Raw genomic sequence first — 16,608 nt, forward strand, 5'->3', positions numbered from 1 at the left:
CCCGCACAGCATCATATATCCGACATATCGTCATCTTGTCGGCTCCAGTCGGACGTCCCGCCTGACGAGGGCCGCGTACCGGCCGCCCAGCTCCAGCAGTTCCTCGTGCGTACCCCGTTCCACCGCGCGTCCGGAGTCGAGGACGACGATCTGGTCGGCACCGCGAACGGTGGACAGCCGGTGGGCGATGGTCAGCGTGGTGCGGTTGGCCGACAGGGCGTCGATGGCCTCCTGGACCGCATGCTCGGTGCGCGTGTCGAGCGCGCTGGTCGCTTCGTCGAGGATGAGGACCGGCGGGTCGCGCAGGATGGTGCGGGCGATGGCGAGCCGCTGCTTCTCGCCGCCCGAGAATCGGTGGCCGCGCTCCCCGACGACCGTGTCGTACCCGTCCGGCAGCGACGCGATGTGGTCGTGGATCTGGGCCGCCTCAGCCGCCGCTCGCAGTTCCTCATCGGTGGCGTCCGGCTTGGCGAAGCGGAGGTTCTCGGCGACCGAGGCGTGGAAGAGGTACGTCTCCTGCGAGACCACCCCGACCGCGCGGGCGAGCGTGTCGAAGTCCAGATCGCGCACGTCGACACCGTCGAGCGTGACCCGCCCGCCCGTCACGTCGTACAGCCTCGGCACCAGATAGCTGAGCGTGGACTTGCCCGAGCCGGTGGGGCCGACCACAGCCAGGCTGCCGCCCGACGGCACGGTGATGTCGATACCCTCCAGTATCGGGCCGCTCTTGTCGTCGTAGCGGAACTCGACCCCCTCGAAGCGGATCTCGCCCTTGACCTGGTCGAGGTGGACCGGGTTGTCGGGCTCGGTGATGTCGATGGGCAGGTCGAGGTACTCGAAGATGCGCTGGAAGAGCGCGAGCGAGGTCTGGATCTGAACGCCGGTGGACAACAGGCTGACGGTCGGCCGGAACAGGCCCTGCTGGAGCGAGACGAACGCGACGAGCGTACCGATCGAGATGGTCGGTCCGCCGAACTGGAGTGCGATGCCCGCGGTCCAGTAGATGACGGCGGGCATGGCGGCCATGACGATGGTGATGACGGCCATGCGCCAGCGCCCTGCCATGTTCGACTTCACCTCGAGGCCGACGAGACTCTCGGACTCCCCCTCGAAGGACTTGCTGAGGGAGTCGGCGCGGCCCATGGTGCGGCCGAGCAGGATGCCGCTGACGGAGAGCGACTCGGTGACTGTCGCGGCCATCGCGGCCATCTGCTTCTGGCGCTGGGTGGCGATCCTCTTGCGTTCGTTGCCGACACGCCGGCTGATCCAGACGAACAGCGGCAGCAGAAGCAGCGAGACGACGGTGAGCCGCCAGTCGAGGGCGACCATCGCGACGATCGTGGCGACCACGCTGGTGAGGTTGGAGACCAGCGAGGTGGCGGTGGAGGTGACCGTCGCCTGCATACCGCCGATGTCGTTGGCGATGCGGGACTGGACCTCACCTGTGCGGGTGCGGGTGAAGAAGGCGAGCGACATGCGCTGCAGCCGACCGTAGACGGCGGTGCGCAGGTCGTGCATGACGCGCTGGCCGACCGTCGTGGAGATCAGGGTCTGCAGCACACCGAAGACGCTGGTGACGACGGCGCTCACGATCATGCCGAGGGCGAGCAGGCTCAGCAGTCCGGTGCGGCCCTGCGGGATCGCGACGTCCAGCGTCTCCTTCAGCAGGAACGGCGTGGCGACGGAGACCAGCGACGAGGCGCCGACAAGCACGCCGACGACGGCGAGCCGGCCGGTGTACGGCTTGAAGAGGCTCAGGATGCGGCGTACCTGCCGCGGCTGCGGAGGTGAGCCGTCGGGCGACGGGGTCCACGTTGGTCGGTCGGGATGCATGAGCTCCTACGAAAGTGAGTCAGCGGACGGACAAGGACGGGTCGGCAGACACTTCGGACGGTACGACGACGACGGAGCGACGGCAGAACAGCAGGTCGACAACGATTACGGATCCTAGCTCATTGTTACCTATATTCACAATGAATAAGATCCTGATACTGTTTGCGTATGACCATTCCCGATCCCGACGGCCTGCTCGCGGAGCAGCTACTGCGGCTCACCCGCCGTGTGCACCGCATCCAGAAGCGCCATCTGGGGCAGAGCGACCTGGGCATCACGCCGGCCCAGTCCCGGCTTCTGCGCACCCTCGCGCACTTCGGCTCACCACCCCGCATGGCAGACCTCGCCGAACGGCTGGAGGTCGTGCCACGGGCCGTGACGACGCTGGTCGACGGCCTGGAGGCAAGTGGCAGGGTGCGTCGGGTGCCCGACCCCACCAATCGCCGGGTGATCCGGATCGAGGTCACGGACGAGGGCCGCGAGGCTCTGCGCACACTGCACGGAGCACGCAGATCCGCGGCCGAGGAGATCCTGGCCCCCCTGACGGACGAGCAACGCGAGGTACTGGGCAGCCTGCTCGCCACGTTGATCGACAGCGGCGAACGACCTGGCACCCCTTCCACCCCCGGAGAGGTGCGGCGCCACTGACGTCCGATCACCGGCCAGATCGGAGCTTCGACCACGGGACGTGGCCCGGCCCCAGGGCCGCTCCAGGCCCGGCCTAGGTCTTCAGAGCCTCCCTGTCCCCCATGACCACCACGGGGTCCCGTTCCGGGTCGAGCGTGCGCAGCAGGTGCCTGATACCCGCCTCCGGCAGGCTGATGCAGGCCAACGTGCCGTCGCCGTGATCCAGGTGCATCCAGATGCTGCCGCCCTTCGTCTGGCCCTCGGGACGGGTCGGATCAACCGGCGGAGTGCCCCGGACCCGGTTGTAGTCGACGGCGATGACGTAGTAGAAGTCGCGCCTGTGCGCCTCACCCCAGGCCTCCGGCACCTCGTAGGCCTCGCTCTGGTCGTACGGGAGCCTCGTACCCGGGTCTTCGAGGACGCCGCCCGCGTCGCTGAGCGTGAACACGCCCACCGGGCTGCGCAGATCGTCTTCGTGATGGTCCGTCGTCCAGCCCTTCCGGCCGTTGTGCCCCCGCCAGCGCCCGGCCTCGCTCCAGATGGTGCCGCGCTTCGCGTAGAGGACGATCGTGGAGTCCGGCGAGTCCTCGTCGTCGCCGTACACAGCGACGACCTGGCGTGAATCGGCCGGGATCTGCCCGTGCAGCCAGTCACCGATGCCGGGGACACGGCTCGGGCCGTCCACGGAGGCAGACCCTCTTCCGCCCCCGCTTCCCGAACCCGCCGCCGGGGCGGACGCCCTTCCGCCGCTGCTTCCCGGACCTCCGCTCTTCGTCCGGTGCACGTCTCCTTCCGGCCCGCCGCATGCCGACAAGGACATCAGAAGCACGCCGCAGACCGCCGCCACGAATCCCGAGCGCACCGCACCACGCACACCAACTGATCGCATAATTTCGTATGATCACATAGCTTTTTCTACATTTGCGCTGCATCTGCGCATTTCCCGGTTTGCGTGTCGCATGTGGTGCGGCGGGCCGGATCTCGCCGTCACCCGCGGAAAACCGTTTGCGTCCGGCCGCGTTCCGACGCGAACCTTTCACGGTCTGTTGCGGGCCTTCACAGACGCCGGAGCAGCTGCCCCCGGCTCCCGCCCCCCGACCCGAGTCCGTCTCTGACACAAGCCACTGGGACGTCATGCAGATTCAAGACCTTCCCTATCCCGACCCAGGTGTGCCGGATGCGCGCTCGGGCCCCCGATTCCTGTGGTGGCTCGGCCGGAACCAGTTGGGCGGACAGCTCAAGTCCCTCGCCTGGGGGCTGCTGCACTTCCTGTCCGTCTGCGGGCTGCCGTTCTGTGTCGGCCTCGCCGTCCAGGCCGTCGTCGAACGCTCCGGCGCAGACCTCGCGCTGACGGGCGGGTTGCTCCTGCTGTGCGGCGCGGGCATCGCGCTGGGCGACGTCATGCTGCACCGCACCGCGGTCACCAACTGGATCACCGCGGCCGCACGGATCCAGCAACTCCTGGCCCGCAGAACGGCCCACCTCGGCTCCGCCCTGACCCGGCGGGTCGCCGCCGGCGAGGTCGTCGCGGTCTCCACAGGCGACGTCGAGAAGATCGGCTGGTTCGTGGAGGCTGTGTCGCGTGTGAGCGCGGCCGCCGTCACCGTCGTGGTGGTCTGCGTCGGGCTCGTCGTGTACCAGCCCGCACTCGGCGTCGTCGTGGCCGTAGGCGTACCGGTACTGGCGCTCGCGGTGCTGCCGCTGCTGCCCCGTGCCACCCGGCGCGCCGACGTCCAGCGCGAGAAGGCCGGCCGTGCCACCGAGTTGGCCTCGGACACTGTCGCCGGTCTCCGGGTACTGCGCGGCATCGGCGGCGAGGAACTGTTCCTGGACCGCTACCGCAGGGCCTCGCAGGAGGTCCGCGCGGCGGCCGTGCGAACCTCCCGGATGTGGTCGCTGATCGCGGCGATCCAGGTGCTGCTCCCTGGGCTGCTGATGATCGCGGTCGTCTGGCGCGGTGTGCAGCTGGCCCAAGACGGCCGGATCACCGTCGGTGAGCTGGTCACGGTGTACAGCTCGATCATGCTGCTCACCTATCCGTTGCAGCACTTCCAGGAAATCGCGATGGCGTACTCCTTCTCGCGGCCTTCCGCCCGCCGCGCGGCCCGAGTGCTGTCACTGGAGCGGGCCACGGACTCCGATGGCTCGCGCGAGGCCGGTCAGCCCGCGGGGGACCTGTACGACCCCCAGACCGGGCTGCTGGTGCCGGCCGGTCGGCTCACCGCCGTGGTCTGTGGCGATCCGGACGCGGCCGGCCTCCTGGCCGAACGGCTGGGCGGCCATCCGGCCGAGAAGAGCACCCCGGTTCTCCTGGGCGGTGTCGCGCTGGACGAACTGCCGCTCGACTCGGCCCGAAGCGCCGTACTCGTCCAGGACAAGGACCCGGTCCTGCTGTCCGGCTCCCTGCGCGACCTGCTCGACGTGCCCGCCTCGGGCGAGGTCAGCGCCGAGGAGGCGCTCGCCGCCGCGCAGTGCGGCGACGTCATGGACGCGCTCGCACAAGGATCCCTGCACACGGGCGACCTGATGGACGCACGGATCACCGAGCGCGGCCGTTCTCTGTCCGGCGGCCAGCGCCAGCGACTCGCCCTGGCCCGGTCCCTGATCACGGACCCGCAGGTACTGGTCCTGGACGAACCGACCTCCGCCGTCGACTCGCACACGGAAGCCCGGGTGGCCGAGGGGATCCGGGAACTGCGCGCGGGCCGTACGACGGTCGTGTTCACCTCCTCGCCGCTGCTGCTGGACCGCGCCGACCGGGTCGTGCTGGTGCACGAGGGCGAGGTCGCCGCGGTGGGCCTGCACCGCGAACTGGTGCACAGCGAGCCCCGGTATCGGACGGTCGTCACACGTGAGACCGACGACGAAGCCGCCGCGCTGAACGACGTACTGGCCGAACTGGAAGAGATCGAGGAGAACGCATGATCGGCGTGGCGCCACCGGAGTACGACCCGGCGGCCCCGACGGCGGCGAACACGCTGCCGGTGGGCGCCCCCGCGACCGTACGCGCCTACGTGGCCGAACTCTTCCGGCGACACCACCGGGCGTTCCTGCTGCTCATCGCCGTGAACACGGTCTCCGTCGTCGCCTCGATGGCGGGACCGTACCTGCTGGGCGGACTCGTGGAACGTGTGTCGGACGGAGCGCGGGAACTCCATCTGGAGCGCACCGCCGCGCTGTTCGTCCTCGCGCTCGTCGTACAGGCGGTGTTTGTACGGTTCGTGCGACTGCACGGTGCCATGCTCGGCGAGCGGATGCTGGCCGATCTACGGGAGGACTTCCTCGTACGGTCGGTTGGGCTGCCGCCGGGCGTCCTGGAACGGGCGGGGACCGGCGATCTGTTGTCCCGGATCACCACCGACATCGACCGGCTCTCGAACGCGATGCGGGAGGCGGTGCCACAGCTCGCCATCGGTGTGGTGTGGGCGCTGCTGCTGCTCGGCGGCCTGACCGTCACGGCCCCGGCGCTCGCTCCGGCCGTGCTCATCGCGGTGCCGCTGCTGGTGATCGGCTGCCGCTGGTACTTCAAGCGTGCCCCGTCGGCCTACCGCTCCGAGGCCGCCGGGTACGCCGCCGTGGCCGCCGTCCTCGCCGAGACCGTGGACGCGGGTCGCACGGTCGAGGCCCATCGCCTCGGCGACCGGCGCATCGACCTCTCGGACCAACGGATCAAGGAGTGGACCGCATGGGAGAGGTACACCCTGTGGCTGCGCACGGTGCTCTTCCCGGTCATCAACCTCACGCACGTCACGGTCCTGTCCTCGGTCCTGATGATCGGCGGGGCGTTCGTCCTTCAGGGCTGGATCAGCATCGGCCAGCTCACGACGGGGGCGCTCCTCGCGCAGATGCTGGTGGACCCGGTGGGTCTGATCCTGCGCTGGTACGACGAGCTGCAGGTCGCCCAGGTTTCACTGGCCCGGCTGGTGGGCGTCCGCGACATCGAGCCGGATGCGGGCGATGCGGCGCTGGTCCCCGATGGGCGTGACGTCGAGGCCGACCGGGTGCACTTCGGCTACCGTGCGGGCGTCGACGTGCTGCGGGAGGTCTCCCTGGAGGTGGCGCCCGGCACCCGGCTCGCCCTGGTCGGGCCGTCCGGTGCGGGCAAGTCCACACTGGGCCGGCTGCTCGCCGGGATCTACGCCCCTCGGGACGGCCGGATCACCCTCGGCGGCGCGGACCTGTCCCGGATGCCCGCCGAGCGGGTGCGCTCGCATGTGGCCATGGTCAACCAGGAGCACCACGTCTTCGTCGGCTCCCTGCGCGACAACCTGCTGCTGGCCCTCCCCCACTCCCGGCTCGGCTCGAACGGAGAGACGCCCATGGACACCGTCGACGCTGAGCTCTGGGCGGCGCTGGGCGCGGTTGACGCGGACGACTGGGCGCGAGGTCTGAAGGACGGTCTCGACACCGAGGTGGGCTCCGGCGGTGTGACGCTCACTCCGGCTCAAGCACAGCAGATCGCGCTGGCTCGGCTGGTGCTCGCCGACCCGCACACGCTGGTCCTTGACGAGGCGACCTCGCTCCTCGACCCACGCGCGGCCCGCCATCTGGAGCGTTCCCTGGCCGGTGTCCTGGACGGCCGTACCGTCGTCGCCATCGCCCACCGACTGCACACCGCCCACGACGCCGACGTCATCGCCGTCGTCGAGAACGGGCGGATCAGCGAACTGGGCAGCCACGACGACCTGGTCGCCGCCGGCGGGGCCTACGCGGCGCTGTGGCGGTCCTGGCATGGGTGACGCAGGCCGACGCGCCTCGGACGGCGCTCCGGGAGCGGCGGCGGACGACCGGTTGCGAACCGCCGTCGGCCTCCGGGACCTCTGCCCCCGCTCTGCCGTTGCGCAGGGGCAAAGGGGGGTGGAAGGCTGGATGTCGGTACCGGCGCGGGGAACACCCTGTAACGACCCGGTTCACGACGGCCCGGCCCGCGCCGAGCGGTCCCCGCCCTCGCCGTACCGTCGTGCACGGCGGCAACCGGTTCCGCAGCCACCACCTGGAGGTACCCGTGGACAGCACCGACGGATGGGGAGACGACGTCTACCAGCCCGACGAATCCGAGGTGCAGGACGACGCGGGGCTGCTCGACGCCTCGGACACCCTGATCGCCGACGGGGTCAGCGACCCGCTCGACCGGGGCTGGTCACCTCCGGAGCGGCCGTGGGCGGTGGAACGCCGGGACGTGACCGCGGCCGAGAGGCAGCGTGGTGAGACCCTGGATCAGCGCCTCGCCGAGGAACTCCCGGACGTCACGGTTCCGGACGGCGATGGCATCGGGGACTGCCCCGACAGCGACGGCGAACCCTTGGACAACGAGGTCGGCGCGGCTCGTTCCGGCCGTCTCGTCGCCCCCGACGAGGGAGCGCACGAGGACGAGGAGAGCGGTTTGATCGCCAGCGACGTAGGCGTCGACGGCGCGGCGGCCTCGGCCGAGGAGGCGGCCGTGCACATCGTCGACGAGGACACCCTGTCCGGCTGACACCGCCCGTTCCCGCGCCGCACAAGGAGCAGCCATGGCGGTGGACTCGGAGGAGTCAGTGCGGGGCGGGGGCCGGTGGGGACGGGCAGACGGTGATCGGCTCGGGGCGAGTTCGCAGGGCGCGGTATCGGGGCCGCTCTCAGACGACGTTGAGCGCCAACGCGCAGCCCACCCCGCCAAGCACCATGAACACCGGCATCAGTACCTTGAGCTCGATCCAGCTGCCCGCCCGGAACCGCATCATCTTCGGCGGGCCCACCGGGTACCAGCGCCTGCGGCCCACAGGTATCGGCCAAAGGATCGGGCAACCCGAGACGGTCAGCGCATCCCCGAGGTCGTGCACCAGGGCACCCAGGACGATCGGCAGGCCGAGCCACAGGTACTCCTGCCCCGGCTCGGCGAACAGCCAGTCCGAACCATTGCCCGGTTTGTCCAGTATGCCCGCCAGGATCCAGGCGGTCGTCGCGGCCAGCAGCCACACCAGGATGTTGCTGCTCGAACCACGGGCCGCCCGCCACAGCAGGCCCTCTATGGCGAGCACCATGTGCACGAAGAGGATGGCCAGCACTGCCCAACGGCCGCCCGTGATAGCCACGGCCGACGTACCCGCACCGATCAGCACCGCCCACAGCCAGGTGTGCGTCAACGTGCGGTGCCCGCCCGACCGGCGCGGGTCGCCCGCTTTCCTGGTGGCCTTGTAAGTGGCGTACGACAGCTTGTCGACGATCTCGCACAGCCAGTGGGACAGGGGTCCGAAGGCCGTCGAGATGGTGGCCGCCTTGTGATCCAGGTCCGGGGCCAGCGCGGCACCCGCACAGATCAGCGCGCCGACGAGGAGGACCGGCCAGGGCATCGGATGACCCGCCGCGGCCGTGGCCGCCCCCACCCCGAGCCATGCTGCGGCCCCCGACAGTGAGTGTGCTGGTCCCATCATGGCCGCTTCCCGCCCCATTCCTCTTGTAACGCTGCCCAGTTACCGACGCACGATGACGCTTCGCCGGCGCCACAGCGTAGCGTTCGCGATCTTCGTACAGGCATCCGATTCCCCCATCGGGTGCAAGGGCAGGCAAGATGGGGGCGTGACCCTCATCGATCAGCTCCCGCAGACCGCAGATCCCGACGCCCTCTACGAAGCCTTCGAGTCGTGGGCCGGGGAGCGCGGCCTCACCCTGTACCCGCACCAGGAGGAGGCGCTGATCGAGGTGGTCTCGGGCGCGAACGTGATCGTGTCCACGCCCACCGGCTCCGGCAAGAGCATGATCGCCGCGGGCGCGCACTTCGCGGCGCTCGCCCGGGACGAGGTCACCTTCTACACCGCGCCGATCAAGGCGCTCGTCTCGGAGAAGTTCTTCGAGCTGTGCAAGCTCTTCGGCACCGAGAACGTCGGAATGCTCACCGGCGACGCCTCCGTCAACGCCGACGCCCCTGTGATCTGCTGCACAGCCGAGGTCCTCGCGTCCATCGCGCTGCGCGACGGCAGGCAGGCGGACGTCGGCCAGGTCGTGATGGACGAGTTCCACTTCTACGCCGAGGGCGACCGCGGCTGGGCCTGGCAGATCCCGATCCTGGAGCTGCCACAGGCCCAGTTCATCTTGATGTCGGCGACACTCGGCGACGTCTCGATGTTCGAGAAGGATCTGACCCGCCGTACCGGCCGTCCGACGGCGGTGGTGCGCTCGGCGACCCGCCCTGTGCCGCTCTCGTACGAGTACCGGCTCACCCCGCTCACCGAAACCCTCACCGAACTCCTGCAGACGCGCCAGGCCCCCGTCTACATCGTCCACTTCACCCAGGCGCAGGCCGTGGAGCGGGCCCAGGCGCTGATGAGCATCAACATGTGCTCGCGCGAGGAGAAGGACGAGATCGCCAAGCTGATCGGCAATTTCCGCTTCACCACCAAGTTCGGCCGCAACCTCTCCCGTTACGTGCGCCACGGCATCGGCGTCCACCACGCGGGCATGTTGCCCAAGTACCGCCGCCTGGTGGAGAAACTGGCCCAGGCCGGTCTGCTGAAGGTCATCTGCGGCACGGACACCCTCGGTGTCGGCGTCAACGTCCCGATCCGCACAGTGCTGTTCACGGCGCTGACCAAGTACGACGGAAGCAGGGTGCGCACCCTGCGTGCCCGCGAGTTCCACCAGATCGCCGGCCGGGCCGGACGCGCCGGCTTCGACACCGCGGGCCTCGTCGTGGCGCAGGCGCCGGAGCACGTCATCGAGAACGAGAAGGCACTCGCCAAGGCCGGTGACGACCCGAAGAAGCGCCGCAAGGTAGTACGCAAGAAGGCACCAGAGGGCTTCGTCGGGTGGACGGAGAACACCTTCGAGAAGCTGATCGCCTCCGAGCCGGAGCCTCTCACCTCCCGATTCCGGGTCACCCACACGATGCTGCTGTCGGTGATCGCCCGGCCTGGCAACGCCTTCGATGCCATGCGTCATCTACTGGAGGACAACCACGAGCCGCGCAAGCAGCAGTTGAGGCACATCCGGCGCGCGATCGCGATCTACCGCTCGCTGCTGGACGGCGGAATCGTCGAGAAGCTCGACACACCGGACGCCACCGGCCGCATCGTGCGCCTCACTGTCGACCTCCAGCAGGACTTCGCGCTCAACCAGCCGCTGTCGACCTTCGCGCTGGCCGCGTTCGAGCTCCTCGACCCGGAGTCGCCGTCCTACGCCCTCGACATGGTCTCGGTCATCGAGTCCATCCTGGACGACCCGCGGCAGATCCTGGTAGCCCAGCAGAACAAGGCGCGCGGCGAGGCGGTGGCCGCGATGAAGGCGGACGGCGTCGAATACGAGGAGCGCATGGAGCGTCTCCAGGATGTGACGCACCCCAAGCCACTGGAGGAGCTCCTCTTCCACGCGTACAACACCTACCGCAAGAGCCACCCCTGGGTCGGCGACCATCCGCTGTCGCCGAAGTCGGTCATCCGCGACATGTACGAGCGGGCGCTGTCCTTCACGGAGTTCGTGTCCTTCTACGAACTGGCCCGTACCGAGGGCATTGTGCTGCGCTACCTGGCCAGCGCCTACAAGACCCTCGACCACACGGTCCCGGACGACCTGAAGTCGGACGACCTGGAGGACCTGATCGCCTGGCTCGGTGAGATGGTGCGCCAGGTCGACTCCAGCCTGCTGGACGAGTGGGAGCAGCTGGCCAACCCGGAGGAGATGACCGCCGAGGAGGCCCAGGAGAAGGCCGACGAGGTGAAGCCGGTGACGGCGAACGCGCGTGCCTTCCGCGTCCTGGTCCGCAACGCCATGTTCCGCCGCGTGGAACTCGCCGCCCTCGACCAGGTCGAGGAACTCGGCGAGATGGACGCCGAGTCCGGCTGGGACGCCGAGGCATGGGGTGCGGCCATGGACAGGTACTGGGACGAGTACGAGGAACTCGGCACCGGCCCCGAGGCCCGCGGCCCGAAGCTTCTGATGATCGAGGAGGAGCCGGACAACGGGCTGTGGCGCGTCCGGCAGGCCTTCGCCGACCCGAACGGCGACCACGACTGGGGCATCAGCGCCGAGATCGACCTCACGGCTTCCGACGCGGAAGGCCGTGCCGTCGTCCGGGTCACCGATGTCGGCCAGCTGTGAGCACAGGAGAACCTGACGCATGACAAACCCCGCCGAGAGGCTCGTCGACCTGCTCGACCTGGAGCAGATCGAGGTCAACATCTTCCGTGGCCGCAGCCCGCAGGAGTCCCTGCAGCGGGTCTTCGGGGGCCAGGTGGCCGGTCAGGCGCTGGTCGCCGCCGGCCGCACCACGGACGGCGAACGGCCGGTGCACTCGCTGCACGCGTACTTCCTGCGCCCGGGCATACCGGGCGTGCCCATCGTGTACCAGGTCGAAAGGGTGCGTGACGGCAGGTCCTTCACGACCCGCCGGGTCACGGCCGTGCAGCAGGGCCGCACGATCTTCACTCTGACCGCTTCCTTCCACAAGCCCGAAGCGGGCAGCTTCGAGCACCAGTTGGCTCCGACCCGCAAGGTGCCGGACCCGGAGTCGCTGCCGACGGTGACCCACGAGGTCAAGGAGCATCTCGGCGTCCTGCCCGAGGCGCTGGAGAGGATGGCCCGGCGTCAGCCCTTCGACATCCGCTATGTGGACCGGTTGCGCTGGAGTGCCGAGGACACCAAGGACGCCGAGCCGCGCAGCGCGGTGTGGATGAGAGCTGTCGGCCCGCTGGGGGACGACCCGCTCGTGCACACGTGTGCGCTCACCTACGCGAGCGACATGACGCTCCTGGACGCTGTCCGTATCCCCGTCGAACCGCTCTGGGGGCCGCGCGGCTTCGACATGGCCTCGCTGGACCATGCCATGTGGTTCCACCGGCCGTTCCGCGCGGACGAGTGGTTCCTGTACGACCAGGAGTCACCGATCGCGGTGGGCGGCCGGGGTCTTGCCCGGGGCCGCATCTACAACCGCGAGGGGCAACTGATCGTGTCGGTGGTGCAGGAGGGGCTGTTCCGCAAGCTGGGCTGACCTGAGGTTTCACCGATTGCCGACCAGCCCGCGTCGCGTGGTGCGACGCTCCGCGGGCCGGCCGTCACGACGTTCTTGCCGAGAACGAAGCAGCGGCACTGGTCCGAGTCGCACCCCACCGTGCCTCATCGCGTTTCGTTGCACCCCACAGCGATTGGGCCAATAGTGTGCCAGTGATCTGAACGATCGATAGGCCGAGGCGGCGACAGCGGCTGCCACGGCACAGAAGCCGAACTCAAGCGGCTGGCCGCACAGCCACTGCTCCACGCGGCGCCCGCCCCGGACCACAGCCCCCGCCAACTACCGCGACGTGGGCGTGACCACCACATGCGATGACGACAGCCCCGGGGAGCCCTGGCTGCATGCGGACCGCGTGTACGCCTTACCCGGCAAGCCTGCCGCCGTCATCGCCTACTACACCAGGACAGCCGCCGCGGCCGGTTGGCAAGTCGAGCACGACCCGGACCCCGGGGCACAGGCGGCCACCGCCGCAGGCGCCTGCTGGACCAAGACCGAAGAGGACCGACACCTACTGCTCAAGGTCGATTTCAACACCGGTGGCTACGCGCCCGCACCCGAGGTGGGCAGGGGAATCGCCTACGAGGTGTCGGTCGGCAGCACAGCGGACGGCGGTGGCGGCGACGAGGCCACCTGTTGGCAGTGAGCCTCCATCGCTGCGGCGGGCAGCGATTCTGGCCGCGATCGTGTTCGTAACGCATTCAGCACAGGAACACGCCCCGCTTATGCGCCAGCTCCCCGTTTTCAGTGGACGGTGACGACGATGGTGTGCCAGCCGGTGGAGCCGCTGGGGAACGGGGGGACGCGGGTTTCGGGTTGGAGCGCGCCGGTGCCGTCGGTGGCGCGGACCTGGATCTGGTGGGTACCGGATGTGGCGTCCCAGTTAGTGGTCCACTGCCGCCACGTGTCGCTGCCGTCCGCGGGCGCGAGATCGGCTTCGGTCCACGGGCCATGGTCGACGCGGACCTCGACCCGGGCGATGCCCCGGTGGGACGCCCACGCAATGCCGGCCACGCTCACCGGCCCGGCGGTCAGGCGGGTGAAACCGGTGGGCACGTCGATACGGGAGGCGGTCCTGCCCACCCCCATACGGTCCCAGCCGCGCTGGACCCAGTATGGGGTGCGGGCCGCGAAGGTGGTGACCTCCAGTTCGGTCAGCCATTTCGTGGCACCGGCGTAACCGTAGAAGCCGGGTACGAGCATCCGGCACGGGAAGCCGTGCGAGATCGGCAGCGGCTGGCCGTTCATGGCCACCGCGAGCAGTGCCTCACGGCCGTCGAGGACGGCGTCGAGGGGCACGCCGGTGGTGAAGCCGTCGGTGGAACGGCCCACCAACTGGTCTGCTCCGGCCTGCACACCAGCGCTGCGCAGCAGGTCGGGCAGGCGGGCACCGATCCAGCGGGCGTTGCCGACCAGGGAACCGCCGACCTCGTTGGAGACGCACGACAGGGTGAAGTCGTGTTCGGTCAGGGGCAGGTGCAGCAGTTGGTCGAAGGTGATTTCGGTCGGGCGGTCCACCATGCCGAGGATCCTCAGCGTCCACGAGGCCGGGTCGACCTGGGGCAGGCCAAGCTCGGTGTCCACGCGGTAGAACTCTTCGTTCGGCGTGTAGAAGGGGGAAAGGCCCCGCACAGGAGGGTGGGCGGCAGGCGGGAGCGGTGCGGCGGGATGTGCCGGATCGGGGACGCGTACGCGCGCACGGGCCGCGCTGACGTCGTATCGACGCCCCAGCAGAGCCCGGCCCGCGATACCGGCCAGCGCCGACGCCGCCGCGGTCCCGGCGGTGGCGGCCACGAATCCGCGCCGGCTGCCGACCCGGCCGCGCGCACCTCCCGTCGGTTCCGCGGGGGGAACCTTTGCCGTGCTGTCGGCCGGCGCCCGAGCGGGCGCGGTCGGCGGCCAGGCTCGCCGGTGCAGCGCTGCCAGCGCCCAGATTGCCGCACTCCCCGCCACGGCGGCAGCAAGGGAGGGCCAGATTGCCGTCGGGCGGGCCATCGGACGTGTCGCGGCGGCCAGCGCCCCGACTGCTCCGAAGCAGGTCACGATCGCCGCGCCCACCAGCGGCCACCGAAGCGCCAGCACCCCCGCCACGATCGCGATCAGGCCCAGCACGGCGAAGATCCCGACCAGCAGCACCGCTTTGTCGTGCGCACCGAAGGTGTGGACCGCGTATTCCTTGAGCGGAGTGGGCGTAAAGTCGATCGCCGCCGCCCCGACCGCCGCCACCGGTGCGGTCCCGGGCCCGGTCGACACCGCGACCAGCTCTCCCACCCCGATCGCGACCCCAGCCGCGACCAGCCCGACCACCCCGCCCAGAGCGAACCCCTCACCCCACCGGCGGGCCGCGAACAGACGCACACTCACAGCAAGCTTCTCGGCCCCTTTACGGACCCGCCCAAGCAAGATCCCCCCTTCGGCCCAGTTGCCGTCCACCACGGCACCTGTTCGCCGCACCTCACTGGGTACTCAGCGCCACCAGCGTCTTCAGCTTGGTCGCGCTGGCACTGTTCGGACTCGTACCGGGCGGCAGGCTGCTGGGTCTGCAGCGACGTCGGCGGGCCCGTCGAACTGCCGAAGCAGGGCAGCACCACCCGCCGTTGACGTCTCGCCGGGCCTACGGCGTCCGGAACCGTCGCACCGAGGCGGAGCGGCAGGAGTTGGCCCGGGACGTCCGTCGCCACTGACGCGTCCCACAGCCCACGAGGGCATCCCCGCGGTCATCTCCTATTGAGATAACTGACATCGAGATCCATCGCACTCGATGGGGAAGTGGCAAGAGCTGTCGCGCGCTGAGTGCAAGTGAGAGCAGCGAGGAAGCCGCTCGACCACCGGCGAGCCAGGCCCTCCGCTCGTCCGCCACGAAAGAAGGCCTCATGTCCCAGTCACCCGATCTCCGCACATCCGGTCCGCGCACGGCACACCACGCCGCGACCGGTGCGCGTGCTCCCCACGGCGTCCCCGGCTGGCTGGTCGCGCTGCTGGCCGTCGCCTCTGGCGCGACCGTCGCCAACCTCTACTACGCACAGCCCCTCCTCGCCTCGCTGCGCGACGTCTTCCACATCACCACGGCCACCGCGGGCGTCCTCATCACGCTCACCCAGGTCGGCTACGTGATCGGCATGCTCTTCCTGGTCCCGCTCGGCGACCGGCTGGAAAAGCGCGGCCTGATCACCGCCCTCCTGACGGTCACCACGCTCGCCCTGCTTGCCGCCGGCCTCGCGACCGGGTTCCCGATGCTGCTGGTCGCCTCTCTGATCAGCGGTGGCACCTCGGTCGTCGCCCAGATCCTGGTCCCCTTCGCGGCGAGCCTCGCCCCCGACCATGCCCGCGGACGGATCGTCGGCCGGGTGATGAGCGGCCTGCTCACCGGCATCCTGCTCTCCCGTACCCTCAGCAGCCTGGTCTCCGACATCGCCGGTTGGCGCGTGGTCTACCTCGGCTCCGCCGTGCTGATGGCCCTCCTGGCCGTGGCGCTACGCTTCGCCCTGCCCAAGCACGCCCCCACCACCACCGTGCCGTACCACCACGTGCTGCTCTCCACCGTCGCGCTCGTACGCACCCACCCCGCGCTGCTGCGCCGAGGCCTCTACCAGGCGGCGATGTTCGGTGCCTTCAGCGCGTTCTGGACCACCGTCACCTACGTCCTGACCGGCCCGGGCTTCCGCTACTCCCCCATGGGCGTCGGCATCTTCGCCCTCGTCGGAGCCGCAGGTGCCGCCATCGCCCCGCTCGCCGGGCACTGGGCCGACCGCAAGCTCGCCCGTCCCATGACCGGCCTCGCATTCGGCGTCGCTGCCGCGGCGTTCGCCGTCGCAGGCTTCGGACAGCACAGTGTCGTGCTGCTCGCCCTGGCCGCGATCCTCATCGACATGGCCGTGCAAACCACCCTGATCCTCGGCCAGCACACCATCTACCAGCTCGACGCCAGTGCCCTGGCCCGCCTCAACTCGGCCTTCATCGCCACGTTCTTCCTGGGCGGCGCCCTGGGCTCCCAGCTCGGCTCGATCGCCTACCGCACCGGCGGCTGGGACGCGGTCGCCATCCTTGGCACGGCTCTGCCGCTACCGGCGCTGCTGTACTGGCTCACCGAGCACCGCGCCGCCGAGCGGAAGACCGTCTCTGTGCCCAACTGAGCCAAAGAACCGCGGGAAAGCGGGTCAATTCGCACCCGG

General features: G+C 69.7%; 12 protein-coding genes. 8 read left to right on the forward strand and 4 right to left on the reverse strand.

What is annotated here, in order from left to right:
• Positions 1 to 30: 30 nt before the first annotated feature.
• On the reverse strand, positions 31 to 1,833 hold the full coding sequence (locus ACWDEX_RS05500; RefSeq protein WP_450461879.1) for an ABC transporter ATP-binding protein: 1,803 nt from the start codon (positions 1,831 to 1,833) through the stop codon (positions 31 to 33).
• 168 nt (positions 1,834 to 2,001) lie between these two features.
• On the opposite strand from ACWDEX_RS05500, the gene ACWDEX_RS05505 reads away from it, so the two are divergent.
• Positions 2,002 to 2,481: a MarR family winged helix-turn-helix transcriptional regulator gene (locus ACWDEX_RS05505; protein WP_450461880.1), complete on the forward strand. Its 480-nt coding sequence runs from the start codon at positions 2,002 to 2,004 to the stop codon at positions 2,479 to 2,481.
• Between the two features lie 73 nt (positions 2,482 to 2,554).
• Here ACWDEX_RS05505 and ACWDEX_RS05510 read toward each other — a convergent pair whose 3' ends face one another.
• Complete coding sequence (locus tag ACWDEX_RS05510; protein WP_450461881.1) at positions 2,555 to 3,349, reverse strand: hypothetical protein; 795 nt, start codon at positions 3,347 to 3,349, stop codon at positions 2,555 to 2,557.
• 245 nt (positions 3,350 to 3,594) lie between these two features.
• Here ACWDEX_RS05510 and ACWDEX_RS05515 point away from each other — a divergent pair, with 245 nt between their 5' ends.
• The 3 genes from ACWDEX_RS05515 (at position 3,595) to ACWDEX_RS05525 (ending at position 7,936) form a co-directional block, all read left to right on the forward strand.
• On the forward strand, positions 3,595 to 5,385 hold the full coding sequence (locus tag ACWDEX_RS05515) for an ABC transporter transmembrane domain-containing protein (protein ID WP_450461882.1): 1,791 nt from the start codon (positions 3,595 to 3,597) through the stop codon (positions 5,383 to 5,385).
• Positions 5,382 to 7,199 carry an ABC transporter ATP-binding protein gene (locus ACWDEX_RS05520; RefSeq protein ID WP_450461884.1) on the forward strand — a complete coding sequence of 606 codons (1,818 nt, stop codon included), beginning with the start codon at positions 5,382 to 5,384 and terminating at the stop codon, positions 7,197 to 7,199. Before ACWDEX_RS05515 ends, ACWDEX_RS05520 begins: the two co-directional genes overlap by 4 nt.
• A 266-nt stretch (positions 7,200 to 7,465) precedes the next feature.
• Positions 7,466 to 7,936 (forward strand): DUF5709 domain-containing protein, encoded by a 471-nt coding sequence (locus ACWDEX_RS05525; protein ID WP_450461885.1) that lies wholly within the window; start codon positions 7,466 to 7,468, stop codon positions 7,934 to 7,936.
• A 139-nt stretch (positions 7,937 to 8,075) separates the two neighbouring features.
• Here the strand turns inward: ACWDEX_RS05525 and ACWDEX_RS05530 are convergent, their stop codons facing one another.
• Entirely contained in the window at positions 8,076 to 8,870 is a 795-nt protein-coding gene (locus tag ACWDEX_RS05530) for a metal-dependent hydrolase (RefSeq protein ID WP_450461886.1), read from the reverse strand.
• A 145-nt stretch (positions 8,871 to 9,015) separates the two neighbouring features.
• Between ACWDEX_RS05530 and ACWDEX_RS05535 the strand changes: the two genes are divergently transcribed.
• The 3 genes from ACWDEX_RS05535 to ACWDEX_RS05545 all read left to right on the forward strand — a co-directional run bounded on the left by ACWDEX_RS05535 (position 9,016) and on the right by ACWDEX_RS05545 (position 13,082).
• Positions 9,016 to 11,529, forward strand: coding sequence for a DEAD/DEAH box helicase (locus ACWDEX_RS05535; protein WP_450461887.1), 2,514 nt, complete (start codon positions 9,016 to 9,018; stop codon positions 11,527 to 11,529).
• Between the two features lie 19 nt (positions 11,530 to 11,548).
• Positions 11,549 to 12,418, forward strand: coding sequence for an acyl-CoA thioesterase (locus ACWDEX_RS05540; protein ID WP_450461888.1), 870 nt, complete (start codon positions 11,549 to 11,551; stop codon positions 12,416 to 12,418).
• A gap of 316 nt (positions 12,419 to 12,734) precedes the next feature.
• Entirely contained in the window at positions 12,735 to 13,082 is a 348-nt protein-coding gene (locus tag ACWDEX_RS05545) for a hypothetical protein (RefSeq protein ID WP_450461889.1), read from the forward strand.
• Positions 13,083 to 13,180: 98 nt separating this feature from the next.
• On the opposite strand, the gene ACWDEX_RS05550 is transcribed toward ACWDEX_RS05545, so the two are convergent.
• Complete coding sequence (locus tag ACWDEX_RS05550) at positions 13,181 to 14,800, reverse strand: molybdopterin-dependent oxidoreductase (protein WP_450461890.1); 1,620 nt, start codon at positions 14,798 to 14,800, stop codon at positions 13,181 to 13,183.
• A gap of 509 nt (positions 14,801 to 15,309) precedes the next feature.
• Here ACWDEX_RS05550 and ACWDEX_RS05555 point away from each other — a divergent pair.
• Positions 15,310 to 16,569: an MFS transporter gene (locus ACWDEX_RS05555; RefSeq protein WP_450461891.1), complete on the forward strand. Its 1,260-nt coding sequence runs from the start codon at positions 15,310 to 15,312 to the stop codon at positions 16,567 to 16,569.
• Positions 16,570 to 16,608 lie beyond the last annotated feature (39 nt).

The sequence above is a fragment of the Streptomyces sp. NPDC001020 genome, from assembly GCF_053599115.1.

Bases quoted from the DNA above. Each gene is read 5' to 3' on its own strand.
- ACWDEX_RS05500 (WP_450461879.1), bottom strand. From the start codon at position 1,833: ATGCATCCCGACCGACCAACGTGGACCCCGTCGCCCGACGGCTCACCT.
- ACWDEX_RS05505 (WP_450461880.1), top strand. From the start codon at position 2,002: ATGACCATTCCCGATCCCGACGGCCTGCTCGCGGAGCAGCTACTGCGG.
- ACWDEX_RS05510 (WP_450461881.1), bottom strand. From the start codon at position 3,349: ATGCGATCAGTTGGTGTGCGTGGTGCGGTGCGCTCGGGATTCGTGGCG.
- ACWDEX_RS05515 (WP_450461882.1), top strand. From the start codon at position 3,595: ATGCAGATTCAAGACCTTCCCTATCCCGACCCAGGTGTGCCGGATGCG.
- ACWDEX_RS05520 (WP_450461884.1), top strand. From the start codon at position 5,382: ATGATCGGCGTGGCGCCACCGGAGTACGACCCGGCGGCCCCGACGGCG.
- ACWDEX_RS05530 (WP_450461886.1), bottom strand. From the start codon at position 8,870: ATGATGGGACCAGCACACTCACTGTCGGGGGCCGCAGCATGGCTCGGG.
- ACWDEX_RS05540 (WP_450461888.1), top strand. From the start codon at position 11,549: ATGACAAACCCCGCCGAGAGGCTCGTCGACCTGCTCGACCTGGAGCAG.
- ACWDEX_RS05555 (WP_450461891.1), top strand. From the start codon at position 15,310: ATGTCCCAGTCACCCGATCTCCGCACATCCGGTCCGCGCACGGCACAC.